This window comes from Sulfurimonas marina (assembly GCF_014905095.1).
GTDB lineage: Bacteria > Campylobacterota > Campylobacteria > Campylobacterales > Sulfurimonadaceae > Sulfurimonas > Sulfurimonas marina.
Genome location: NZ_CP041165.1, coordinates 16,861 through 41,615 on the forward strand (window position 1 = coordinate 16,861; position 24,755 = coordinate 41,615).

Sequence of the window (24,755 nt, forward strand, 5' to 3'; positions counted from 1 at the left end):
ATTCATGTTATAGGATACGAGAGATGGAAGAGATTTACGGCATAAGATACACAAAACCTGAGGTAGTACTGCTGCAAGATACAGGTATAGGTGTTGCAGAAACAGCTGCACGTACATGTTATGATAGCTTTGAAAACAGTGAAAATGATGTTATTAAATCTATCCGTAACATTTTGCCCGATGAATCTATGACGAGTGAATTAAACAGCATAGATGAATCGCAACTCTTAGACGATCTTGCGTGGACTTATTTTCACCACTCTATCTTAGAACATGCAAACCTTTCATACTTGGTAAGAGGGACGAGTCGTGGTGTTCTGCAGGAGCATGCACGTCACAGACTTCAAGCAATCAGTGTGAGAAGTACACGCTACACTATGAGTAGTATTATCAATGCATTTGTAGCCTCTCTGCAAGGTGGCGGCAAAGAGTTTTTTATACAAAAAATACTCTCTTTCGATATGTTTGTAACAGCAGATGAAGATTATAACGCTTTAGAGATCTCGGGAATGTATGAGAAGCTTCTATATCAATCAAAAAAAGTGGAAGATTTTTATGCTATTTCGGTTGCTAAAAGCTCTTTAGGCTATTTAGAGGAGTTTGCAGGTGATTCACAGAAGCTTTATGAAGCACTCGAAGCTGGAAAGAAAAAGCGTAATGTGGGTGATGCATTTAAGCATATCATCTCAGACAACGTAAAAGTAGATATGGTAGTTACGTTCAATCTTAGAAGTTTAAAAAACTATTTTGCTCTAAGAGACAGCGGTGCTGCATATTTTCAGATCAGATGGCTGGCTGAGGCGATGAAGGCTGCTACTCCAAAGAAATATCTTGATCTTATCGTAAAAAACAAATAGGAATATATATGTATAAATTACTCATTCTCTCGTTGCTGGTTTTTAGTGGATGTTCCCATTTTAGAATAACAGGCACTATGTGTGATAATATCAATACTCAAGGGGGCGAAATGCCTGAAGAGTGTAGAGCGTACGATGAAAAGAAAGCTGACAAGGCTTTCAATAAAGTTACAGAAGATAAAAAAGTATCAAACAAAGATCTAGAGTTTGATAAAGAAGAGGAGTAAAAATGGCAAGAAGTGAAGTATGTGAATTATGTGGAAGTGCTGAAGGTGTAGAGTTAATCGAACTACCGGTAAGTGACGGGAGTGAAGAGCAAAGCATCTATGTATGTTCTACATGTAAATCTCAAATTGAGAGCGGTGAGCTTGATGAGACACATTTTAACTGTCTAAACGACTCTATGTGGAGTGAAACACCGGCAGTAAAAGTGATGAGCTACATCCTACTAAACAAACTTGGTCGTCAAGATATGGTAGATATGATGTATCTTGAAGAGGATGAACTAAAATTAGCTGAACAAGCGATTAATGCAGAAGCTAACAAACTTGTTTACAAAGATTGTAACGGTGTTGAACTTCATGCGGGTGACAGCATTGTGATTATGAAAGATTTAGAGGTTAAAGGTGCTGGATTTACTGCAAAACGCGGTACTACGGTTACTAGAATTTCACTTGCTCCAAACGATCCGACACATATCGAAGGTCGTGTAAACGGAACAAAAATCTTCTTAAAAACAGAGTTTATTAAAAAAGCGTAGTTTTTACTCTTGCCGTTAGGCAAAGCTTTAGTGAAAGGAATTTTTGCAGAAGCTTGCTTTTGTAAAAAGGAGACATATAGCAATGAAGCTTACAGACAGATTTTATAAGATCGACAAAGATTTTAGAAATCCCTATGCAAGAGACAGAGATAGGATTATCCACTCTGGCTCTTTTAGAAAACTTGAATACAAAACGCAGGTCTTTTTAAATCACGAGGGTGATTTTTTTAGAACGCGCCTTACACACTCAATCGAGGTCTCACAAATAGCTCGATCAATCACCTCAGAACTCGGTCTCAATGAATCTTTGGCAGAAGCTATAGCACTGGCTCACGATCTCGGTCATACCCCTTTTGGTCACATCGGCGGCGATACTTTAGATGAGTGTTTAAAAGCTGACGGTTTTAAAAATGGGTTTGAGCACAATTTCCAAAGTTTTCGCGTTGTTACCAAGCTGGAGAAACGTTATAGATCTTTTGACGGGCTTAACCTTACCTTTGCAACTTTAGAGGGGATTTTAAAACACTCTTACCCTTATAGAAAATCATTTATCCCTCCAGTAGTAGATGAGTATTTTGATCTTGAACGTCATCCGACATATGAGGCGATGATCGTTGATCGTGCCGATGAGATCGCTTACATTAGTCACGATATTGATGATGGAGTTCATTCCGGATTGATTACGTTTGAAGATCTCAAAGAGAGTGAGCTGGTATGTGAGATTTTGGATAAAGTTGCTTCAGAGGGTGTTGGCAGTGAAAATGACGAGATGTTCCGTTACCGTTTCAGCTCCCATATGATCAATCACTTAGTTTATTCGTTGTTGGAGTACTCAGAAAAAAGAGTAGAGGACAAAGAGGAGTTTCCTATCGGTTACGATAAGGAGCTTGAGACTAAAATCAAGAAGCTGAAAAAACTCCTTTTTACTAAAATGTACCAGCATAAAAATATAGTTCGAAAGATGTATGCAGGTGCTCAGGCGATTAAAGGGCTCTATAAAGGTTTAATGGAAGAGGAAAAGATGCTTCCGGAATTTCACTACAAACAGCTTGAACAAAGAGATAAACATAGAGTTATAGCCGACTATATTGCAAGTATGAGTGACCGTTACGCACTTAACTTTTATAATGAGATGTACGGGAAAATTTAACAAGAAAGTGATTGTATGGAAGAGTTGTCATTAAAAACTAAAAAACAGATTGTACTATCTAGAGTAATATATGATTATATCATCAATGGCTTGGCAGATGCACTTGAGAGTTTATCAGAGCAGGAGATGCAGCTTTTAGTGATGAGAATTAATATTCAGGCGATTGCACATGCCATCGACATTGCCAACGAAGAAGAGATCAGAGATTTTAATTACTGTTTCGATCAGTTGGGTGTAAAGTTTGAGACTCCAGTACCATTATCTCAGGTTGAGTTTTCACCGACATTTGTTGATGCTCATATAGATGACATACGTTCTGAACTTGGTTCTGAATTTGAGGATATGGTGACATATTTACAAAAGATGGAAACGACGATTTAGAATGTTTATAGAGTATGAAATAGCTAAGAAAAATGGAGCTCAAGACTTAGATAATTACTACGAATATAAGGGTGTTGATTATCTTATTTTATCTACAAATGCAAAACTTCAAATAAATGATGAATGGGTAGATGCTGTTTTGTATACAAATTCAAGTAATATCTATTTTATGAGAGAGAAAACTGAGTTTTTTACAAAGTTTACTAAAAAATAAATACTACACTTCCTCGTAAACCAAATCCTTTAGCAGAGTTATCCGTTGTTTTATACCAGTATTTTGGCACTAAAGAGAAGCTTAGTGTTTGTCCATTTATTTGTGTCACTTTAGAGATAAAAGCTGAACTAACACCTGTATCCTCTTCATTTTTAAGATCAAAAGTGTGCTCGAGCTGTACTCCGAGAGTCCATCCTCCAGGGATGTTTTTTGAAACTACAGGATTAACAAAAGCCGAAGAGATATCTGTACGGTTTTTATCCCCTGCAAAAGATTTGATGTAGTTTGCAAGGAGGACCAAGTTGTATGATCCCTCTTGTTGTATCAAAACAGCAGATGGTCCAACACCCCATTTTTCTCCACCTAAAAGTTCATCTGTAGCTGTTGGTAAAAGAAATACAGGCCCTACACCCCAGATAAGCCCACCATTACTTTTGTTTGGTGAGAGGAAGAATGTTTGTACAGTATCTCCAAGACCGCTTTGAGAACCTGAAACCACATCTTTTTGATCCATTACGGAAAATATAGTCCTTGAGATCAGATTCCAGTCATCACTCAATTCAAAAGGGAGTACTGGCTGAATGTTCAGTGTGGTTCGCACCCCTTTTTCGTTTGGACCGATATTTCGATCGTAATTAAATTGAAAGGGTATACTGATGAGTGAAGCGACAGGGTTGGCAAGCTTTTTGGCAAGATCATCAGAGCTATGTTCGGCAAAAGCAGCCATAGGCAAGCTCACGCTTAAAATCAAAGAGCTGATATATTTTTTTAACCCCACAGTAACTATCTTTTCGGTGTCAGATCTTCGATTGTTTCGTGTTTTGGCAGATCTATTTGGAGGATTTTTTTCTCTTTTGGATCGATCTCATGAAGATCGATCATCTTGATTCTTCTGCTGTAGTAGTTGTGGATATAATATTTTAGATTTTTCAGATCTGCAACAACGGTTGCTTGCGTGATCTCATCTACCTTTTTGCCTTTATTCATCGCAGCTACAGAGCCTTTTGGGATATCGAACTGATTGAGAATGTGAAACGCTTCAAACATAGCTTCATTTGCATTTTTCATTGGCGGAGCCGATTGTGAGTAGAAAGCCGCACGCACAAATCGTGATGGTGGTGTAAAGTCTCCAGGGATACCTCCTAAACCTGAACCTTCACCAAGTTGGCTAAAAGTTATATCTTCAATCTTTACAGGTGGAACATTTACAGGACTAAGGTAGATATAGTTTCTAAGGTTAGTCATGTGCCAGTCAAAGGTTGGAGAGTTTGCCATCACACCTAAAGGGTTATCATAGACCTTCAAGGTATCATCGACTGGCTCAATCACGATAGACGCTCCCGTTTTATCTGTTACGATCCAATGAAACGGCGGGACAATCCCTCCCCACTCTTTCATTTTTGCACCTGATAGTTTAAGATCTTTTAGTGCAGCTTTCACTTCATCAAGTGTTGCAAATTGCGTGAGGATAAAGTTTACAAAATTTATCGGAGCGACAACCTTTCCATCATCAGCTTTAGTTACTTTTGGATATTTTGCATAGTCCGGAAAATAAAATCCCCCTGCATGTAAACCAGCTTCATTGATTCCATCAAGAGCTTCTGCACTTCCATGTGTGTTAACCCCTGCTACGGCATATTTGGTAGTCCAGCTTTTCGGTTTTGCTCCATCTATTTTTCCACCATTCATAGCTATCCCTTTTGGGATCACGATAAGACGAATATCAAGCGGCACTCCAAACTCACCAGTACGTCCATAGACAACACTTTTATCTTCGGCTTTGAGGCATATCCCTGTACATGCATCCACATTCGGGCTAAAACTAAGTGCTGCTACGGTAGCAAGTGAAAGTAGAAACTGTTTTATTTTCATCTGTTGTCCTGTATTTGAAAAATTTAGACTATTGTAACAACTTTTCTTTACATCTAAATAAATATAAATAAATTTTTTCTGTGATATTATTCATTTGATAAAATTGAAGGCTGTATGATGAATAACAAATTTAAAATCGGTGTTTTACTATTTCCACAATTTGAACTACTTGATGTTTTTGGACCTCTTGAGATGTATGGGACACGTCCCGAAGTGTTTGAGATCTGTATGGTTTCCCAAAATATAGGGAGTGTTGTAAGTAAACAAGGTCCAAAAGTAGTTGCAGAGTATGATTTTAATAGCAGTGGTTATGATATTATAATGATCCCAGGCGGTATGGGGACACGTAAAGAGGTAGAGAACCAAAAGATACTTGAATGGATCCAGATACAGTCAAAAGATGCAAAGTATATCACATCCATTTGTACAGGAAGTGCTTTAATGGCAAAATCAGGCTTACTTAACGGAGTACATGCAACAACAAACAAAAGAGCTTTTAATTGGGTGGTTTCTCAAGGTTCGAAAGTACTCTGGAAAAAAGAAGCTCGTTGGGTTGAAGATGGCAGATACTTTACATCTTCAGGTATTTCAGCAGGTATGGATATGACACTTGGACTTATAAGTAAAATATTGGGTACACAAGAAGCTTTAGCGATTGCAAATGAAGTTGAGTATGAATGGCACAGTGATCCGAGTTGGGATCCGTTTGCTAAACTATATGGTTGAATTTTTAGAGGTTTTTGAAGTAAAGAGTGAGAGCAAGCCCCAAAGGGCTAAACTCTACAGGCGTGATTCGTAACGTCTCATCATATAAAGACGTTTAAGCATTTTCTTACGAGATGCAATTTTGAATTTTTTACGCTTTTCAGTTTCTGTTTCGTGGAAACGGCGAGCACGAGCTTCTGTAACTATTAAGTTACGGTCAGTCTGCTTCTTGAAACGTCTGTAAGCTGCATCAAAATTATCATCTTGGCGTAGTACGATACCTGGCATATCACATCACCCACTTTCTGTATAAAATTTGAACTGGAATTATAGCGAAAAAAAGGCTAAAAGACAAACTAGTTCTTACAATCAAGCGTATAGATCGAAAAAATATAGTTCATATAGGGTTCACTTCTCTTTGTCAAATCTTGCAAGGAATACATATCTAAAATATATCCTGTTATATCGGTTGTACTTGTTGCCGTTGCGATTGCAGGGGTTTGTGAGAGTGTTGAAGCGGTGTTAACTATACACTGTTTTCCCGCTTGAAGCGTATAGAGCAGCTCCTCTTGATTATCTTCTGTTTGTTTTGTTAGTTTTATCTCTCCCGAGGTTAAAAACAAAACACTGTCACAAACATCACCCTGATTAAATAGAAGTGTATCTGCAGGTGCTTCTACTGGATGGAGTCTCATTTTTAAAAAGTCTTTGGCAGGTTGTTCCAGTTTGTCGTAAAACTCAAATACCGACATATCCATAAATAGATCCTTTATTAGTTTTTTGAATGATTAAATTAATATATTTTCAAACTAGATTGCTATAATATGGGATTTTAGCATAAAATTTTAAAGGTTTTTCGCGATGGAGTTTTTCACACTGTTTTTTAGCACACTATTTGATCTGAGTAATGAGATGGCTCCATACATTCTGTTTGGGCTTATATTTGCAGGGATTTTACACGAAATGGTACCAGATACCATAGTAAAAAATCATCTGGGGCATAACTCATTTTTCTCAGTGATAAAAGCGGCACTGTTTGGGATCCCGTTGCCAGTATGCTCATGCGGTGTTATCCCTTTGGCTGCAGGACTGAAAAAAAGCGGAGCAAGTAACGGTTCGGTGCTTTCATTTTTGATCTCGACACCGATCACGGGCGTTGATTCGATTCTTGCAACTTACGGAATGTTTGGTTGGGCATTTACAATTTATAGAGTGATAACTTCCGTGATTATCTCTATAATTGCCGGAGTTATAGCAAATTTCTATACAAAAAAAGAGATCGCAAAACAAGAAACTCTGGAGAGTGAGAGTTGTTGCAGCGGTGGAAGTTGCTGTTCCTCTTCTTCTTGTAGCAGCGAGGGTAAAAAGTTTTCTTTTAAAGGTGTGTTTCGATACGCCTTTGTCACACTTTTAGGAGATATTGCATCACCATTATTGATAGGACTTTTACTAGGTGCTTTGATCACAGTAGCTATTCCTGAAAACCTGAGTGAGATACTACTGACATATTCTTGGCTTTCATACATCATAGTGATCTTAATCGCAGTCCCTATGTATGTTTGTGCAACCGCATCGTTACCGATCGCAGCAGGATTAATGTTAGCAGGTGTATCACCGGGTGCAGCATTTGTGTTTTTAAGTGCAGGTCCAGCGACAAATACGGTGACAATAGGTGTAGTAAAAGAGATGTTGGGGAAAACAACACTGGCTATCTATCTTGGAACTATAGTAGTTGGATCTGTAGTATTTGGAATCGGTTTAGATTATATTTTAGAGGGTGTAGATATTAAAGAGATGATCCATCTCGATGAAGAAGCGGGAACTATAGAGATAGGTTCGAGTATCGTGTTATGGGCTTTTGTATTGTATTTTACTTTTAAGCCCATAATCACTCGAAAAACAGTTAGTTAACTGTTATATCGAAGTTAAGTGTTTTTAGCGTATTTTCTTTTGTAAATCTTCTTGAGAGTTTGTTAAAACTGATTGGTTCTTCCGGTTCCATAGAGAATTCGATAGACTCAGGGTCTTTAACAAATTCTGCGATAGCAGTTAACATTTTTACTTCAAGTTCCTGTTCCCTTTTTTCAGCTCTTTGGATATCTCTGTTTAAATTATTTAAGATCTTCTCTTTAAACTGCTCTGCATCTTTTCCGGATCTTTTTGCATTATAAGTAACTAGTGTATCTACAAGAGAATCATCTTTATATCTCAGAGATGATTTTCCAAGTTTTGCATAGTTAAATCCCATTGCCGCATTTGCTACGGAGTTTACATTATGAAACTGTGTAGTTAACGATAGTGCACCCATATCTTCAACATCAAAAGATAAGTTTTCAAGACTTAATACTTTTGCCTCTTTATCGAAGTTGTAATTGAGTGCAAAGTTTGTAATAAACTCATCCTTTTTTAGTGAATCTAGTGCTCTGTATAAACTTCTGTCAACCATTTTAAGTGCATTAGCGTCATTGTGCATACCGTTGATCTCAACATCAAGGTATTCAGGTACTTCATTTTCCGTATCTATATCGTTGATTACAATCTCATCAATTTTAAAACTCTCTTTATCAGATATTTTCATCTCAATACCTTCTATATGTGTTGAAAAACCAATTAGATCAACAGATACGTCGTAAGAGATTTTATCTTTTGGTATCCCCAGGCTACTGATCGTTTTATCGATTTTCTCTTCTGCTGCATTTGCCGCTATTGTTTTAAAGGCAATAACTCCCCCGACAGCTACTGCTACAATTCCCAGTCTAATCACTTGAATAGGTATTTGACTCATTTTATCCCTTTTTTATTAAGTTCGCACAAATTTTAGCAGTAGAAAAATTAATAATTGTTTATATATAGTTGAAATATCACAATTTTAGTTATTTAGAAAAATAAAAAAAGGGGTAACCATATAAGATTTTAAAACTGTTTTGACTATAATTCTTTTATGATTTCCCAAGATTCCATAGAAGCCTTAAAGGCACGACTTGATGTTGTTGATGTTGTCGGTAACTATGTCGAATTGAAAAAAGCCGGGGCTAACTTTAAAGCGCCGTGCCCTTTCCACGATGAAAAAACAGCTTCGTTTGTAGTAAGCCCTGCAAAACAGATCTACCACTGTTTCGGGTGTGGAGCCGGTGGGGACAGTATTAAGTTTGTTATGGAGTATGAAAAGCTTACCTATCCCGAAGCGATAGAGAAATTAGCTTCAAACTATAACTTTACACTTACATATACAGATAGCAAAAACAACAAACCCCGCTCACAGTTGATGGAAAAACTCAACGAGTGGTACCAAAATCTTCTTTCACACAATCAGACTGCTATGAGCTATCTGCATGAGCGTGGAATTTATGAGAGCAGTATCGAGAAATTTGGTCTTGGATATGCTCCAAAATCTCACGAGACTATCAATTATCTACAGTCACAACAGTTTAATATGCGTGAAGCGATAGAGTTTGGAGTAGTGGGTCACGATCAAGAGCGTCGTCAAACCTTTGCACGTTTTATCGAGCGTATCACTTTCCCGATCCACTCGGCTAACGGAAGTATTGTAGGTTTTGGCGGACGTACGATCACGGGACACAGCGCAAAGTATGTGAACTCTCCTGAGACCAAGTACTTCAACAAATCCCGTCTTTTATACGCTTATAATGTTGCAAAGCAGGCGATCTATAAAAAAGCTGAGATCATTATTACAGAGGGATACCTAGATGTAATAATGCTGCATCAAGCAGGATTTGACAATGCCGTAGCTACTCTTGGAACGGCTTTGACAAATGAACACCTTCCTCTTTTACGTAAAGGTACACCTCGTGTTATTATGGCTTATGACGGTGATAAAGCTGGACGTGCAGCGGCACTCAAAGCGAGTAAACTTTTAAGTGCTGCAGGATTTAACGGCGGCGTTGTAGTTTTTGAAGGGGGGCTTGATCCGGCAGACATGGTAAAAGAGGGTCGTGTGAATGAACTCTCAAATATTTTCCACGCTCCAAAACCGTTTATTGAGTTTGTTTTGGATGAACTGCTCTCACTTTACGATCTTAAAGATCCAAAAGCGAAAGAGAGTTGTATGGCCGAGGGTGTTTCTTACTTAAAAACACTTTCACCTATTTTACAAGAGGAGTATAAAACATACCTGGCTTCCCGTCTAGGAGGACTTGGGGTATCCCCTTCGCTTGTAAAGATAACAAACCAAACAAATAGTTCCCAAAAAGAGTTAGTACAAAAAAATACCCATAGAGATATGTGGGAGCTTTCACTTATTAAAACCATTATAGAGAGACCTGAATTTATAGAGAGTGTTTTAGATGTGATCGAGCCTTCGATGTTGCAGTTTCATTCACGTGAATTCTCTTTGGCGTTAGAGAATAAAACAGATGCACCCGAATTGATGGCTATCTTGGTTGATGAGAAGATCATCTCTTTACACACTGCCGAGGAGCTTAACTCTGAGTTAATCACCTTTTTAACAAGATATTATGACAGGGAACTTAAAAAGATCAATACCGCTTCAAATATCTCTTTTGAGCAAAAAGCATTTTATATCCGAAAATACCGCGGGAAAATAGCACAACTTAAACGTGGACAACTGGTCAGGTTTGAAGCTTAATTACTTTTTTTTATAATAGTGTAACTTTCTTGTGATAAAATTTCAAAAATTTTTTAGGTAAACAGTGTCTTTAAAAAAGATACCCATGTGCCTTCACAAGGAAGAAATATGAAAGCTATAGCTTTATTTAGTGGTGGATTAGACTCTACTTTGGCGATGAAACTTATTATCGATCAAGGTATAGATGTACTTGCGATCAATATCGCAACAGGTTTTGGTAGTACAAAAGACAGACGTGAACATATGGAAAATATGTGTCGTCAAGTTGGTGCAGAATTTAAGATCGTAGATATTCAAGACGAGTATCTTCAAGATGTACTGTTTGATCCGAAATACGGTTATGGAAAACATTTCAATCCTTGTATAGATTGTCACGCAAAAATGTTTGAAGTGGCAAAAAGAATTATGAAAGATGAGGGTGCATCGTTTTTAATCAGCGGTGAGGTTTTAGGACAACGCCCGATGTCTCAAAACAAAGATGCTCTGCAAACTGTTTTAAACGAGTCTAACTGTGACGGTTTATTGCTTCGTCCAATGTCAGCAAAACGTTTAGCACCTACGATCCCAGAGACTGAAGGGTGGGTTGATCGTGAAAAACTTGAAGATATCATGGGAAGAAGCCGTGATCGTCAAATGGAGTTAGCTAAAGAGATCGGACTTACTGATTTTGAATCTCCGGGCGGCGGATGTCTTTTAACGGATGAAAACTTCGGGAAAAAGATGTGGGACTTCATCAAATACGATAAATTCGAGAAGCAAGATATCCCTGTTATGAAACACGGACGCCATTTCAGACTTGAAAACGGTGCAAAACTTGTAATTGGTCGTGATAAAGATGAAAATGCATTCTTGCAAGAGATCGAAAATGATAAATTTTACCACATCAGAACTGTTGGGATTCCCGGACCTCATGCACTTCTTAGTAAAAATGCAACACCAGAAGATAAAGAGCTTGCAACTCGCGGAATTTTAACGTATTGTAAAGCAAAAGCGGGGGAAAACTATACACTCTCTTTTGATGGCGAAGAGGTAACAGCGACGCCTTTAGAGTCACGAGAAATAATGAAACCTTTTTCTATAATGTAAGATATTGTGATATACTAGTCTTATCTTAAAAAATAAGGGTTAGATAGATGGCAGGTGTACACTTCTCATTTGATAATTTTAAACAGTTAGTTGAGTTAAATATAGGGATTGCAGATAGATTAGATGAAAATCGTGCTGAGCGTTTTACTATACTCTATTGCGATTTTTCATCGATTGCGCCAGAGGTGGTAAACAGCTCTTTGCAAACTGTACTACGTACATCTGACGCAGTAGTTAATAAAGGGAACGATTATTATTGTGTACTTCCTTATACGGATCAATACGGTGCCGTAAGCGTAAGAGAAATTTTTGAAGAGTTTTTCGATAAGTCGGTAGCATCAACTACGGTAAGTTATCCAGCTGATGGAGAAAATGTTAAAGAGCTTTTTGAGAGTTTGAAAGAGAATGGAAAGACTCGATTAAAAAAAGATCTGCAACTTATCTAGATTAGTTCTCTTTTGTTTGATTGGTTTCAAACTTATACTCTTTTGATCTTTTATAAAAAGAGATAGCTTCGGCTATCTCCTGCTGTCTGTAAAGTTTTTTATCGCATACCATTCTGCATTTTATTTTCGGATTATTCATCGCTTCTTTATTTTCCGGCGATAAAGTAGAGTCATAGATCCTCTCTCCCAACAATAGTACCGGCATAAAAAATAGTAAAAATTTTATCATTACAACCACATCGACCTATAAAGTTACAACTTAAGTATTTTGGAACACTAAATGCTATATTTTATCTAAATTCCCATAAATGGAGAGAGATAATGATAGCTTTAACACTCAAAAGTGATCCAAAAACAGAATCATCACTTCCTTTAGCTTCAAAAGAGGCAACAGCGTCTACTCTCTCTTTTGCCTCATTTTTAGATGGGTTAGGGGAGCAAAAAGGTGATCTGAAGTTAGCGCAAAACGGTGCGTTAGTTTTATCACTTCAAGAAAATGCAACTGATGAGAAGCCAAAAGATACAAAAACAGCTTCATCCTCAATACTCTCTTTACTGCAAGGTGAGGAACTTGAAACCATCAAAGAGGATCTCAAAACTTTAGAGTTAAATCCGCAGATAACTAAAGATAAAACAGTTTCTGAGCTTAAAGTGCTTATTCAAGAAGCGAAGCAATATCTGAAAAATAAGATTACTAGTTTAGAAGGGTTTAAAAAGAGTGAGATCGCATCTCTGCCAAAAACACTTAAAGGGCTTACTCAAGTAGCTCAGAAGTTTGGAATTGATGTTTCAAAAATAACACTTGAAGAGGTGAAACAGAGTGTTAAAACTATTGAAACTACTGAAGTTTCCGAGAGTATAAAAACAAAAGCAGAACCAAAACTAAAAGAAGATCCGAAAGTTTCGACAAAACCTGCTGTAGCTAGAGATATAAAAACTACACAAAAAAGTGTAAAAAATGAGAGTGATGACGCTGTTGATACTATACAAGTTAAAGAACAAGCGAAAGAACAGGTAAAAACTGAACAGACAGCCGCAAAACAAACACCGCTCTTTAAAGCACAAACAAAAGTTATGGAATTAAGTACACAACAGATTGTTGCCGCTAAAGTAACTACAGAGGTTGAGAAGCCGCAAAAACAGAAGAGTGAAAATACTTTAGAGCTTTTACTCCGTGGTCAAAAGGCTATACAAAAAGATACGTCACTCACTGCAGATTTTTCGGTTGCAACAGCAAAAGTGATAGCACCTACTGCTAAAACAGATGCTCAACAAAATTTAGAGAGTCTGCTTAACGGTGAAAGCGCATCAGAATCACATCATACAAAAACAGATTCGCTTAATGTGAATAAAGCGGATAGTTTTGAAGTAAAACTAAATGAAGCGAAACAGATGATCAAATATCTTTCACAAGACGTGAAACAGGCTATTGAAGATTATAAAGCTCCTTTTACAAGGGTAAAGGTACAGCTAAACCCTCAAAAACTGGGTGAAGTTGATCTTACGGTTGTTCAGCGTGGAAAAAATCTCCATATCAATCTAAGTTCAAATAATGCCGCAATAAATACCCTAGCTATGAATGCAAATGATCTCAAAATACAGTTAAACAATACTGGAATACAAAATGCTTCATTGAACTTTAGTAATACGTCGCAGGGTGATCAAAGTGGTGCAGGCTCTAATGCTCACCAGCAACAACAAAACCGTCAAAATGCACAAGAAGAGTACGGTTATTTTCAAGTTGAGGAAACAAATGAAGAGATTGTAAGCTCTCTCGAGATAGTTGTTCCTCACTATGCATAAAGGATAAGTTATGGCAATTAATGCTTATGGAGAAAATGTAGCAACATACGGAACGGTTACAGATACAACTTCGACTGTAGAGGATAAAACGGCACTTGGTAAAGACGATTTTATGAAACTGCTTTTAATTCAGTTGCAGTATCAAGATCCGACTGAACCTATGGATACAGAAAAGATCTTAACGCAAACTTCGCAATTAGCAGCACTAGAAGCTTCAGACAATACAAAAACAGCTCTAGAAAACCTAACAAACTCTTTAGGAAGTTCACAGCAGTTTTCTACAATTGCAGCAATCGGAAAAAGAGCAGATCTTGGAAGTGATGCAATTGCACATGATGAGGGCTCAACATCAACTTTTGAGCTTTACTTTCCGGAAGATGCATATACGGGGACTATAGAGATCTCTGATTCAGAAGGAAATGTTGTTGCAACAATGAACCTTCAAGATCAAACAGATGCCAACGGTGATCCTGTTGACACACATACAGAGGGTGTATGGCAGTTTACTTGGGACGGAAAAGATGATCAAGACAATGCCGTGGCAAGTGGTATTTATCATGTAAATGCTTCGTATCAAAATGAAGCAAGCCAGACAAATACGACAAGAGTTGGAGCATATCCTATTGAATCTGTTCGTTTTGACAGTGGAACTACATATGTAAAACTTGGTTCAAGCTATGTGCCTCTTGATAATGTAGTGGAAGTTTACTAGGAGGGTCGTTCCTATGATGACGCAAGCATTTTATACAGGTATCTCCGGTCTTAAAAACTACTCTTCAGGAATAGATGTAGTTTCTAACAATATCGCAAATATCTCTACTGTGGGTTACCGTGCATACAATTCAGAGTATGCTTCACTTTTTGAAGAATCACTGCAAAGTGCATCGGCAGGTATTTCAGCATCATCTGTTGGAAACGGTGTAAGAATGCAGGCGACTGCAATGTCAACAGAACAGGGGACTTTAGCGCTTTCAGAACGTAGTACCGATTTGGCAATACTGGGTGAAGGTTGGTTCGGTGTTCGAGGGGATGGCGATGTTGTATATACAAGAGACGGAAGTTTCAATATAGATGCAAATGCCGATCTCGTTACAAATGACGGTCTTCATGTTCTTGGAACAATGGGCGGTAATTTTGATGAAAACAATGTTTTGACAGAGGTACTTACAGAAGTAAAACTCGGTGATGAAAATACAGTAGAAAAACTTCGTTTTCCAAGAACACTTACGTATCCGCCGGAACCGACAACTGAGGCAAAGTTTTTTGCAAATGTGGGTGCGGGATATGAAACGATCACTGTAAGTGCCAATGTTGTTGATGCACAAAACAATAGAAATCTATTACGTTTAGAGATGACAAAAAAAGAGATACAAACTCCTCCAGGGACTCAGTATGACATAACAGCAACAATTAGAAGTGCTGACGGTACGATAGAGTATGCTTCAGAAGCAGGAGACCTGTTCTTTGATGATACGGGTGCCTTTGCATCAAGTACGATTACAACTATAGACAATAACGGTACACCGGTTGCGATCAATTTAGGGAGCGGATATGACGGACTTTTCTCTGTAGATGTTCCTGAAGTAGCACCTGGATCAAGCTTGGCAGACGGAACTATAGGTGGAGATCTGCAAGGGTATTCAATCTCTCAAGAGGGTGATGTTTTTGCTACTTTTACTAATGGTAAACAAAGTAGTGTAGGTAAACTGGCTGTTTTTCATTTTGCAAATGAACAAGGACTTAATAGAATCAGTGGAACGAGATTTGAAGAGAGTGCAAACAGTGGTCAAGCATTTTTTTATAAAGATGCAAACGGGGATAACTTTATAGGTACAAATATTCAAAACTATCGTTTAGAGAGTTCTAACTACGATATGGCTGCCGGTTTAACGGAGCTAATAATTCTGCAACGTGCGTATGATGCAAACTCAAAATCTGTAACAACGGCTGATCAAATGATGCAAAAAGCCCTGCAGATGGATGCTTAGTCTTCATAAATAAAAGTTGGCACACTTTATGCTTTAACTCCTTTACTAACTCTATCTTTATTAGAAGGTAGACTATAAAGGATTTGATATGTTGAAATCACTTTTCTCTGGTGTATCAGGACTACAATCCCATCAAGTTGCGATGGACGTTGAGTCTAATAATATCGCCAATGTTAATACAGTCGGTTTTAAGTACTCTCGTGCAAACTTTTCTGACCTTTTAGCACAAACGAAAGCTATCGCAACAGCTCCGCAAGGGCAGCTCGGTGGTAAAAACCCTGTGCAGGTAGGACTTGGATCAACAGTAAATTCTATGACAAGAATTTTTGCTCAGGGTTCTGTACAAAACTCCGATAAAAATACCGATGTTGCTATTCAAGGTGACGGATTTTTTATTATCTCTCCGGATGGCGGGAATACTTACAAGTATACGCGTGCAGGGGACTTCAAATTTGATGCGGGTGGAAACTTTGTTGATAACAACGGTTTTATCGCTCAAGGTTGGCTGCGTGATCCGGTAACAGGAACAGTAGATTCAACTGCACCGATCGAAAATATCAACATCCCGCCTGGACTTACAACTCCGGCAAATGCAACACAAGAGGTTGTATTAAAAGCAAACCTTAACTCTGGTCCTTTAGTAGAGAGTTTCTCTCCTGCGTATGAAGTTCCAAGTGGTGCCCCTGTTGCTCCGTTTACAACAGCACTACCTGCAGTTGATGACAATGGTTTTCCGATTGAATCAGGTGATGTGGGTGTAATGTTCAATGAAGTTGGAGAGGCATTCTCACTTCAAAACGGACAAGGTGTTTGGGCCTCTTTTAGAGAATCAACTGTAACAAGTGGAGCAGTAACAGGTGGTTTAGCAGCTGATAGTGCGGAGAGTATTACATTTGATCTTGATGATGGAAGTACAAAAACTGTAAACTTCACGTTTTTAGCAGGTAACACTGCTGCACAAAATGCTGCTATTGAAGCATCTGCGATCAACTCTATCTCAACAGTAACTGGGATCACAGCATCTGTAAATGCGTTGGATCAAGTTGTATTGGTAAATGATAATGCTTCGGGTTCAGCTTCACACAATATTAGTGTAAATGCTGTAAGTAGTGGAAATACTGGTCTTGCTGCGGGTGATGCGGATCAGAGTGCTTGGAGATATACATACAATGCAGCAGGTCCAACTACTGCTGCTGGTGCAGATAAAGAGTTCAATACTATTGCATCACTTCGTGAAGCGTTAGAGAATCAGGCAAATGCAGAACCGGGTGCTGCTGGTATTGAAGTTAGTGTAAACGATCAAGGTAAATTAGAACTTACAAATACTAATGCCGCAAGTTACAATGTTAACTTGAAAATGACAGGAGTATCTGGAGGCGGTGTAACAGAAAATGTACGCTTTACAAGAAATATGGAAGCGATGAATACTGTACTTCAAGCAGGTACGGCAGGGAAATCATTTTCTCAAGCGTTTAACGCGGCAACACACTCAAGTTCTATCGATGTATTTGATTCTCTTGGTTCAAAACACACACTCAGAATGGAGTTTAGAAAAATAAGTCTTGATGCTGCAACAGGTAGTGAATGGGCAGTAACTATTACGGTTCCTGAACCGGCTACGATCGATACGGTAGCACCTACATTTGAGAAAAAAGGTTCTATCAGATTTAACAATGACGGATCACTGGCAACATATTCACCGCCAAATATCTCATTTACGGCGAACAACGGTTCAGCTCCGGATCAGCAGATTAACCTCTCTTTCGGTACTGGAAATATGTTTGACGGTATGACATCTTTTGACAGTGTTTCATCAACGTCTGGGATCTCTCAAGACGGTTATACGGGTGGTGACTTAGTTGGTATTAGAATCGATCAATCGGGTACGTTAATCGGTTCATTCTCAAATGGTCGTTCATTCGGTCTTGCACAAATTGCAATGGCGAAGTTTACAAATAACGAAGGTCTTTCAACTGAGGGTGGAAATGTATTTATCCAAACAGCCAACTCAGGGGATCCGATCATCGGTACTGCGGCAACTGCAGGGCGTGGATTTATCCAGTCTGCTGCGTTAGAGGCATCAAACGTTGACCTCTCTAGGGCATTGACACAGTTAATCATTGTACAACGTGGTTTCCAGGCAAATGGTAAAACGATTACAACATCGGATCAACTTCTTCAGACACTTATAGGGTTGAAAAACTAATTTTTAATCCTATTTTGCTATAATCTCTTTATTAAAAAATGAAGAGGTTATATCGATGCAATTCTCCGCTCCACTTAAATCAAACTCAAAAAAAATCATGTTGCTAGGTTCAGGTGAACTTGGTAAAGAAGTTATTATCGAAGCACAACGTTTAGGACTTGAAACTATCGCAGTAGATAAGTATGAAAATGCTCCTGCTCATCAAGTAGCACATAGAAGTTATGTTGTAGATATGCAAAACAAAGATGCTCTTTTAGAGATTATCTATCGTGAAAAACCACACTACATCCTACCTGAGATCGAAGCTCTTTCAATTGATGCTCTTTTTGAAGCAGAAGATAAAGGTTACAACGTTATTCCAAATGCTAATGCTGTTTCAAAAACAATGAACAGAAAAAACATTAGAACTTTTGCTGCTGAAACATTAGGTCTTAAAACAGGTCCATACAAGTTTGTGACAACTGAAGAGGGTTTAATGGGTGCAGCACGTGAATTAGGTTTCCCATGTGTTATCAAGCCTGTAATGAGTTCAAGCGGTCATGGTCAGTCAATTGCAAGATCAGAAGCTGATATTCCAAACTCTTGGGATATGGCAAAAGAGGCACGTGGAGATGCGAGTGAGTTAATTGTTGAAGCGTTTGTTGATTTTGACTATGAGATCACGATGCTTACTGCTCGTAACGGTAAAGAGACAGTATTTTGTGAGCCTATCGGGCATGAGCAAAGAGACGGTGACTATGTTTTCTCTTGGCAGCCGATGGAGATGAGTGAAGTTGCAAAACAAAAAGCACAGCAGATCGCAAAAGAGATCACAGATGGTCTTGGCGGTCAAGGGCTTTTTGGAGTAGAGCTGTTTGTAAAAGGTGATGAGGTGTATTTCTCAGAAGTAAGCCCGCGTCCACACGATACCGGTATGGTTACACTTATCACTCAGTCTCAGAGTGAATTTGCACTTCATTTACGTGCAGTACTTGGTCTTCCTTTAGGTTTTACTTTCTACGGCGACGGTGCAAGTGCGGCTTATAAAACAAACTTACATAACTACGCACCTGTAATTAGTGTAGATGATTCTCTATTCTCTGACAACTCTTATGTAAGAGTATTTGGTAAACCTGAAGCCCATAAAGGGCGTCGTTTAGCTGTTGCTTTAGTGTATGACAAAGTAGATGCTGCACTAGAAAAAGCACGTGAATTGATTGAGAAAGTAAAAGACAACTAATGAAAATAGTTCTTCTTGATACGATCACATTTGGAGATACGGATTTAAGTGGATTTGAGCAGTTTGGTGACGTAATTACTTATGCAAAAACTGCACCCGAGCATACGCAAGAGAGAGTAGTTGATGCCGATGTAATCGTAACTAACAAAGTTGTAATCACAAAAGAGATCATGCAAGAATGCAAGAGTTTAAAACTCATTTGTGTAGCAGCAACGGGGATGAACAATGTCAATCTTGAAGCTGCTGCAGAGCTTGGAATTGCCGTTAAGAATGTTGCAGGATATTCGACAGATTCTGTAATCCAGCACACTTTTTCAATGCTATTTTATCTGATGGGGCATTCACGTTATTATGATGAGAGTATTAAAGATGGTACTTACTCAAACAGCGGTGTTTTTACAGATGTTAGCCGTCCTTTTTTTGAAGTAAAAGGGAAAAAGTGGGGTATCATAGGGCTTGGTGAAATTGGTCGCGGAGTTGCAAAAGTAGCAAGTTGTTTCGGTGCTGATGTTTGTTACTACTCAACAAGTGGGAAAAACAACAATTCTGAGTACAAAAGTGTTGATCTAAACACACTTTTAAGCAGTTGTGACATTGTTACGATCCATGCACCTTTAAATGAGCAGACAAACAACCTTTTAGATTATAAAGAGTTGAGTTCTTGTAAAGAGGGTGCGATCGTTTTAAATCTCGGTCGCGGCGGGATCATCAATGAAGATGCGGTTGCAAAACTTGTTGACGAAAAGAATCTTTATTTCGGTCTTGATGTGTTTGTAAAAGAACCTTTACCGAGTGAATCACCGCTTTTAAGTGTGAATAACAAAGAGCGCCTTTACATGACTCCTCACATAGCTTGGACATCTGTTGAAGCAAGAGATGAGCTGATTGCGGGTGTGATCACAAACATTAAAGAGAGTATCTAAAGTTTTTTATGGCTGAACTCTCTTTAGCCTTAGCTGCATTTTTTGCAGCGACAATTCTTCCTTTTTCTTCCGAAGCTGCTTTTTTAGTAGCGCTTTCAAATGGAATGCCGATTGCAAATGCTTTATTATCTGCCTCAATAGGCAACATTCTTGCTATTATCGTAAACTATTATCTTGGAGTTTTTCTTTATGAAAAAACAAAAGCGAAACTTTTTAGATCGAAGATAGGAAAAAGATCATATAGTTTTGGGCATAAGTATGGCTATTTTGCATTATTGCTTTCCTGGTTACCGATAGTTGGTGATCCGCTTACTTTAGTTGCAGGACTTGTCAGGTTAAAGTTTGTTTGGTTTGTTATAATTGCAGGGAGTTTGAGGGTTTTGCGTTATTATTTTTTGACGTTTTTGTAGGCTTTCTAATTTTTCTTGGGTACTTTTAGAATTTTGTTTACGAGGACGAATCCTCGCTACGCTCTGAGCCTCTAGAACAAATTTCTAAAAGTACAGAAAATATTTGTAAAAATCATAACTATTGAAAAGGTGTACGGGATGAAAACCGATGTATTGATTATTGGAGCGGGTGGAGCAGGTCTGATGGCTGCAATCGCCGCAAAAGAAGAGGGTGTTGATGTCTTGGTGCTTACAAAAGAGTATCCAACACGTTCTCAAACCTGTATGGCTCAAGGCGGGATGAATGCTGCCCTTGGTAATGTAGCTGAAGACAGTGTAGAAGATCACATACAGAACACACTCAAATCTGCCCACGGTGAAGCGGATGAAGAGTCTATCCGTTTTATGTGTTCAGAAGCTATCAATGCTGTTGAATATCTTGATAGTATCGGTGTATGTTTTTCACGTACAGGTGATGGCAAGATAGCTCAAAGAAGACTTGGTGGAGCATCTGCACCCCGTGCATGTTATGCACAGGATTATACGGGTTTAAAAATTCTTCATACTTTATATGATCGAGCGAATGCTTTAGGGATTGAGTTTGTGAATGACACCTTTTTATTAGAGGTGTTAAAAGATGAAGATGGAAATGCCTGCGGTGCAAAAGTGTTAGATATCCGTAGCGGTGAATTAAAAACATATATCGCAAAAACGGTTATTTTAGCAACGGGCGGTTATTCACGCATCTATGACAAATACTCGACAAACTCGACAGCTTCAAGCGGTGATGGGATTGCAGCGGCACTTCGTGCGGGTGCAAAGTTAAAAGATATGGAGTTTGTACAGTTTCATCCGACGGGTCTGAAAAACTCTTCTATCCTCATTAGTGAATCGGCTCGCGGCGAGGGCGGTTACCTGTTAAACTCTAAAGGGGAGCGTTTTACCGATGAATTGGCACCTCGTGATCAAGTGAGTCGTGCTATTGATGAGCAGATCAAAAAAGGGGAGGATATTTTCTTAGATATTCGCCACCTTGGAGAGAGCTTTATAGACGAGGGTCTACCACAAGAGAGAAAGCTGGCAAAACTGTATGAAAATGTTGATCCGGTGCATGACCTTATCCCTATAAAACCTGTAGCTCACTATACAATGGGCGGTATTGCTGTTGATAACAGATCACAAACCAATGTTGAGAGACTCTATGCATGTGGAGAGTGTGCAAACCATAATGTACACGGTGCAAACCGTTTAGGCGGTAACTCACTTTTAGAGATCGTAGTGTTTGGGCGTGAAGCAGGACGCAATGCAGCAACAAAGGCAAAAGAGGTGGCAAGTTTATCGGTACCTGCACACACTGAATGCTTTTTAGAAAAAGAGTTTAGCAATACTGTTGATTTTTATAAGTACAAAGAGAAGATCGGAAATCTGCTTTATAACAAAGTGGGTATTGTGAGAAAAAAATCTGAGCTCAAAGATGCGTTGGAGGAGCTGGAGATGATCAAATCACTTCTGCCGCAAATGGGTTGGAGTGATACTTCTGCTGTTTATAATACTAACAAACAAGAGTTCTTAGAGTTTAGAAACATTGTTGAAGTAAGTGAAGTTGTAATTCAAAGTGCTCTTGGCAGAGATGAAAGTTGCGGTGCACACTATATGGAGGCGCAGTCATGAAAATAACGGTTAAAAGAGACTCTGCATTTGAGATTTACGAGCTTGAAGATGGAGCATACACACTTCTAGAAGCATTGAACAAGATTAAACGTGAGCTCGATAATACACTCAGCTTTTCAAGCGGATGCCGAAGCAGCGTGTGTGGAAGCTGTGCGATGCGTGTGAATGAAAAAGAGGTATTGGCGTGTTCATACAAAGTGCAAGAGGGTGACTTGATTGAACCGCTTAACAATATGCCTGTAATCCGCGATCTTGTTGTAGATATGGACAAGTCGTATGAGATGAACGTAAAAGCAAAAGCGTGGATCAAAACTATAAACAGTGAAGCTGTTTTAGATCATGAAGCAGAGAAGATCAATGAGGTGCAAAGTGATTGTATCTTATGCGGTTCATGTTATTCATCTTGCCCGGTATATGCCGTAAACGGTGAGTTCTTAGGACCGTTTTCACTCACAAGAGTTTGGAAGTATGTAAGTGACAAACGTGAAAATGACGCTGCGGAGAAGATCGATACTATTCAGACAAACGGGATCTGGGATTGTACACTTTGTAATAACTGTACAGTTGTATGTCCGCAAAATATCTCATCTAAGGCCGACATAGAAAAACTGAGAGTGCGATCAAGCATGTTTGGTTACAGCGATCCTAATTTCGGATCGTTTGGCGGTGGATTTGATGGAGGATTCGGGTTTGACGGAAGCCCTAGTTTCTAGGGCTTTTTTTGTTACTCTACAGTAACAGTTACTGGAGCCGGTGTCTCCATGATCGGATCTGAACCAAAACGGTTTTGACCGACACTTCCTTGTAAAACAGTGAGTATAAGGAACCAGATCCAACCGATAACAGGTATGATCTGTATGAGCTGCCACCAGCCGCTTTTATCTATATCATGCATTCTTCTTGCTGCTAAAGCCAGAAAAGGGATAAACGAAGCTAATGTGAAAATAGTTCCAAACAGTCCTGCAGAGTATACTACATAGTCTATTTCAGAACCTATCAGACCATCTAATAAACCGACTAAGAAAGATATAATAAAGTAAAACAGTACAAAAAACCAATACTCTTGCCTTCTTGCTCTGCCGTCAAAGTTAGCATAGTTCTTTCTATAGATATCTATAAAATACTTGATGAAGTACTCTTTAACTTGATCCATTTTCTATCCTTTTCTAACAAAATATACTTATTTATAGCATAATGACTATCTATGATCTTACAATTTTGTAACTATTTATAAAAAAAACTTATACAGTTACGGAATGTAACAAAAATTAATCAACTCCAGAGCTTAAGCTAACAAACATTATATGTTATAATTAACATAAAAAAAGGTTAGTGATGGCAAAAGAGCATTCATTTGATATAACGGCAAAAGTAGATGTTCAACTTTTTAAAAATGCTATAAATCTCGTAGATCGTGAAGTTGCAAACAGATATGATTTTAAAGGTACGACATACGAAGTTAATTATAAAGAGAAAGATAAAGCGTTAGTGTTAGTAGCATCATCGGACAATAAACTTGATGCGCTCAAAGATATAGTAATTGAAAAACTTTTAAAACAGGGACTCTCTTCAAAAGTATTAGATGAACTTCGTGTTGAAGATGCAAGCGGAGGTACAAGAAAAGCGACTTACAGAGTTGTTGATTACATCGAGTCTAAAGAGGCGAAGAAGATTACAGCCGACATCAAAAAAATGAAGTTAAAAGTAAATGCTCAGATCGAGGGTGACAGCATCCGTGTAAAAGCCAAAAATATTGACGATCTCCAGAAAGTTATGAAGATGGTTCGTGAAGGTGAGTGGGAAGCTCCGTTAAAATTTGAAAATATGAGATAGGGGATCATAATGAAAAAGATGAGTGTAGAGGATGCAGCGACGTTTTTTGGTGTTTCAAAAGAAGCTATTCACAATAGAATCAGACGCGGTTCAATTCAAAGTGTAGTAGAGAACGGCATAAAATTGGTTGTAGTTGATGAGCAGGCAAAAGCACCACAGAAGAGAGCAACAGCTACAAAGTCTATTAATAATGACAGATACTATAAATACCTTGAAGAACAAAATGCAAAACTGCAACAACGTGTAGACACTTTAGAAGGTGAAACAAGAAGTCTGCGTGATCAAAAAGAGCAGATGCTTATAGAAGAGAAAGAAAAGCTGGAGCGTATCTATAAAGAGAAAGATGAACAACTCAAAAACATTTTGCATACACTCTCTTCAAAGTTCATGTTAAGTGCAGCACCTTCTGAAGAGCTTGAAGCGATTGAACAACATGACGCTTTTGAAGCAGAGATTGAAGAGGAAACTCCAAGTGAACTTATCTCATTGAAAAAATATCTCAAATCTCTTAAGCTATCTGAGAAAAAGATGATAAAAACTCTTAAAAAGTTTAAAGAGTTGGAAGATGATAGAATTGTAAGAGTAGGGAAAAAGATCTATATAGATCCACTAAAATATGATTATAGCGATCTGATCAAGAAGTAAG

29 protein-coding genes are annotated in these 24,755 nt (G+C 38.4%); 22 read left to right on the forward strand and 7 right to left on the reverse strand.

Translation table 11 applies throughout. The features are described from left to right. Positions 1-23: 23 nt before the first annotated feature. The 6 genes from FJR03_RS00080 to FJR03_RS00105 all read left to right on the forward strand — a co-directional run bounded on the left by FJR03_RS00080 (position 24) and on the right by FJR03_RS00105 (position 3,362). The gene (locus FJR03_RS00080) at positions 24-857 is read left to right on the forward strand and encodes an FAD-dependent thymidylate synthase (protein WP_193113654.1); all 834 of its coding nucleotides are present in this window, start codon (positions 24-26) and stop codon (positions 855-857) included. 8 nt (positions 858-865) lie between these two features. Beyond that, positions 866-1,084, forward strand: coding sequence for a hypothetical protein (locus tag FJR03_RS00085; protein ID WP_193113655.1), 219 nt, complete (start codon positions 866-868; stop codon positions 1,082-1,084). A 2-nt stretch (positions 1,085-1,086) separates the two neighbouring features. Next, the gene (locus FJR03_RS00090) at positions 1,087-1,617 is read left to right on the forward strand and encodes a PhnA domain-containing protein (protein WP_193113656.1); all 531 of its coding nucleotides are present in this window, start codon (positions 1,087-1,089) and stop codon (positions 1,615-1,617) included. Between the two features lie 82 nt (positions 1,618-1,699). Then, a complete protein-coding gene (locus tag FJR03_RS00095; RefSeq protein ID WP_193113657.1) occupies positions 1,700-2,767 on the forward strand; it encodes a deoxyguanosinetriphosphate triphosphohydrolase family protein in 1,068 nt (355 codons plus the stop codon). Between the two features lie 15 nt (positions 2,768-2,782). Beyond that, positions 2,783-3,148, forward strand: a complete 366-nt coding sequence (locus FJR03_RS00100) for a hypothetical protein (protein WP_193113658.1) — start codon at positions 2,783-2,785, stop codon at positions 3,146-3,148. A gap of 1 nt (position 3,149) precedes the next feature. Then, positions 3,150-3,362: a hypothetical protein gene (locus FJR03_RS00105; protein WP_193113659.1), complete on the forward strand. Its 213-nt coding sequence runs from the start codon at positions 3,150-3,152 to the stop codon at positions 3,360-3,362. Here FJR03_RS00105 and FJR03_RS00110 read toward each other — a convergent pair. Both FJR03_RS00110 and FJR03_RS00115 read right to left on the reverse strand, forming a co-directional pair. Continuing rightward, positions 3,352-4,140 (reverse strand): transporter, encoded by a 789-nt coding sequence (locus FJR03_RS00110; protein ID WP_226962132.1) that lies wholly within the window; start codon positions 4,138-4,140, stop codon positions 3,352-3,354. The two genes, FJR03_RS00105 and FJR03_RS00110, sit on opposite strands and share 11 nt — an antisense overlap. A 5-nt stretch (positions 4,141-4,145) precedes the next feature. After that, positions 4,146-5,234 carry a linear amide C-N hydrolase gene (locus FJR03_RS00115; protein WP_193113660.1) on the reverse strand — a complete coding sequence of 363 codons (1,089 nt, stop codon included), beginning with the start codon at positions 5,232-5,234 and terminating at the stop codon, positions 4,146-4,148. A 117-nt stretch (positions 5,235-5,351) separates the two neighbouring features. On the opposite strand from FJR03_RS00115, the gene FJR03_RS00120 reads away from it, so the two are divergent. Then, positions 5,352-5,960: a DJ-1/PfpI family protein gene (locus FJR03_RS00120; RefSeq protein ID WP_193113661.1), complete on the forward strand. Its 609-nt coding sequence runs from the start codon at positions 5,352-5,354 to the stop codon at positions 5,958-5,960. A 54-nt stretch (positions 5,961-6,014) separates the two neighbouring features. On the opposite strand, the gene rpsU is transcribed toward FJR03_RS00120, so the two are convergent. Then, on the reverse strand, positions 6,015-6,227 hold the full coding sequence (gene rpsU / locus FJR03_RS00125) for a 30S ribosomal protein S21 (protein ID WP_152183121.1): 213 nt from the start codon (positions 6,225-6,227) through the stop codon (positions 6,015-6,017). 68 nt (positions 6,228-6,295) lie between these two features. Further along, entirely contained in the window at positions 6,296-6,697 is a 402-nt protein-coding gene (locus FJR03_RS00130; RefSeq protein ID WP_193113662.1) for a Crp/Fnr family transcriptional regulator, read from the reverse strand. A gap of 103 nt (positions 6,698-6,800) precedes the next feature. Here FJR03_RS00130 and FJR03_RS00135 point away from each other — a divergent pair, with 103 nt between their 5' ends. After that, positions 6,801-7,850, forward strand: a complete 1,050-nt coding sequence (locus FJR03_RS00135; protein WP_193113663.1) for an SO_0444 family Cu/Zn efflux transporter — start codon at positions 6,801-6,803, stop codon at positions 7,848-7,850. On the opposite strand, the gene FJR03_RS00140 is transcribed toward FJR03_RS00135, so the two are convergent. Further along, positions 7,843-8,724 (reverse strand): hypothetical protein, encoded by an 882-nt coding sequence (locus tag FJR03_RS00140; protein ID WP_193113664.1) that lies wholly within the window; start codon positions 8,722-8,724, stop codon positions 7,843-7,845. The two genes, FJR03_RS00135 and FJR03_RS00140, sit on opposite strands and share 8 nt — an antisense overlap. 156 nt (positions 8,725-8,880) lie before the next feature. On the opposite strand from FJR03_RS00140, the gene dnaG reads away from it, so the two are divergent. The 3 genes from dnaG to FJR03_RS00155 all read left to right on the forward strand — a co-directional run bounded on the left by dnaG (position 8,881) and on the right by FJR03_RS00155 (position 12,077). Beyond that, complete coding sequence (gene dnaG, locus FJR03_RS00145; protein WP_193113665.1) at positions 8,881-10,545, forward strand: DNA primase; 1,665 nt, start codon at positions 8,881-8,883, stop codon at positions 10,543-10,545. A 108-nt stretch (positions 10,546-10,653) separates the two neighbouring features. Next, entirely contained in the window at positions 10,654-11,631 is a 978-nt protein-coding gene (locus tag FJR03_RS00150) for an argininosuccinate synthase domain-containing protein (RefSeq protein WP_193113666.1), read from the forward strand. Positions 11,632-11,678: 47 nt separating this feature from the next. Next, positions 11,679-12,077, forward strand: a complete 399-nt coding sequence (locus FJR03_RS00155; protein WP_193113667.1) for a hypothetical protein — start codon at positions 11,679-11,681, stop codon at positions 12,075-12,077. Between the two features lies 1 nt (position 12,078). Here the strand turns inward: FJR03_RS00155 and FJR03_RS00160 are convergent, their stop codons facing one another. Beyond that, positions 12,079-12,282: a hypothetical protein gene (locus FJR03_RS00160; protein WP_226962133.1), complete on the reverse strand. Its 204-nt coding sequence runs from the start codon at positions 12,280-12,282 to the stop codon at positions 12,079-12,081. Positions 12,283-12,398: 116 nt separating this feature from the next. On the opposite strand from FJR03_RS00160, the gene fliK reads away from it, so the two are divergent. The 9 genes from fliK to FJR03_RS00205 all read left to right on the forward strand — a co-directional run bounded on the left by fliK (position 12,399) and on the right by FJR03_RS00205 (position 22,989). Beyond that, positions 12,399-13,880, forward strand: a complete 1,482-nt coding sequence (gene fliK, locus FJR03_RS00165) for a flagellar hook-length control protein FliK (RefSeq protein WP_193113669.1) — start codon at positions 12,399-12,401, stop codon at positions 13,878-13,880. A gap of 10 nt (positions 13,881-13,890) precedes the next feature. Next, positions 13,891-14,592 carry a flagellar hook capping FlgD N-terminal domain-containing protein gene (locus tag FJR03_RS00170; protein ID WP_193113670.1) on the forward strand — a complete coding sequence of 234 codons (702 nt, stop codon included), beginning with the start codon at positions 13,891-13,893 and terminating at the stop codon, positions 14,590-14,592. 13 nt (positions 14,593-14,605) lie between these two features. Continuing rightward, a complete protein-coding gene (locus tag FJR03_RS00175; protein ID WP_193113671.1) occupies positions 14,606-15,868 on the forward strand; it encodes a flagellar hook protein FlgE in 1,263 nt (420 codons plus the stop codon). Positions 15,869-15,956: 88 nt separating this feature from the next. Beyond that, a complete protein-coding gene (gene flgE / locus FJR03_RS00180; RefSeq protein WP_193113672.1) occupies positions 15,957-18,074 on the forward strand; it encodes a flagellar hook protein FlgE in 2,118 nt (705 codons plus the stop codon). A gap of 55 nt (positions 18,075-18,129) precedes the next feature. Next, entirely contained in the window at positions 18,130-19,293 is a 1,164-nt protein-coding gene (purT, locus tag FJR03_RS00185; RefSeq protein WP_193113673.1) for a formate-dependent phosphoribosylglycinamide formyltransferase, read from the forward strand. Further along, the gene (locus FJR03_RS00190; protein ID WP_193113674.1) at positions 19,293-20,216 is read left to right on the forward strand and encodes a D-2-hydroxyacid dehydrogenase; all 924 of its coding nucleotides are present in this window, start codon (positions 19,293-19,295) and stop codon (positions 20,214-20,216) included. Before purT ends, FJR03_RS00190 begins: the two co-directional genes overlap by 1 nt. Positions 20,217-20,224: 8 nt before the next feature. Further along, positions 20,225-20,626, forward strand: coding sequence for a YqaA family protein (locus FJR03_RS00195; RefSeq protein WP_226962134.1), 402 nt, complete (start codon positions 20,225-20,227; stop codon positions 20,624-20,626). A gap of 138 nt (positions 20,627-20,764) precedes the next feature. Continuing rightward, complete coding sequence (locus FJR03_RS00200; protein ID WP_193113675.1) at positions 20,765-22,276, forward strand: FAD-binding protein; 1,512 nt, start codon at positions 20,765-20,767, stop codon at positions 22,274-22,276. Further along, a complete protein-coding gene (locus tag FJR03_RS00205; RefSeq protein ID WP_193113676.1) occupies positions 22,273-22,989 on the forward strand; it encodes a succinate dehydrogenase/fumarate reductase iron-sulfur subunit in 717 nt (238 codons plus the stop codon). Before FJR03_RS00200 ends, FJR03_RS00205 begins: the two co-directional genes overlap by 4 nt. A gap of 11 nt (positions 22,990-23,000) precedes the next feature. Here FJR03_RS00205 and FJR03_RS00210 read toward each other — a convergent pair whose 3' ends face one another. Then, positions 23,001-23,429: a DUF805 domain-containing protein gene (locus FJR03_RS00210; protein WP_193113677.1), complete on the reverse strand. Its 429-nt coding sequence runs from the start codon at positions 23,427-23,429 to the stop codon at positions 23,001-23,003. A 182-nt stretch (positions 23,430-23,611) separates the two neighbouring features. Here FJR03_RS00210 and FJR03_RS00215 point away from each other — a divergent pair, with 182 nt between their 5' ends. Together FJR03_RS00215 and FJR03_RS00220 are read left to right on the forward strand one after the other, a co-directional pair. Beyond that, the gene (locus FJR03_RS00215; protein ID WP_193113678.1) at positions 23,612-24,109 is read left to right on the forward strand and encodes a YajQ family cyclic di-GMP-binding protein; all 498 of its coding nucleotides are present in this window, start codon (positions 23,612-23,614) and stop codon (positions 24,107-24,109) included. A 9-nt stretch (positions 24,110-24,118) separates the two neighbouring features. Beyond that, positions 24,119-24,754, forward strand: coding sequence for a DNA-binding protein (locus tag FJR03_RS00220; protein ID WP_193113679.1), 636 nt, complete (start codon positions 24,119-24,121; stop codon positions 24,752-24,754). Position 24,755: the final 1 nt, after the last annotated feature.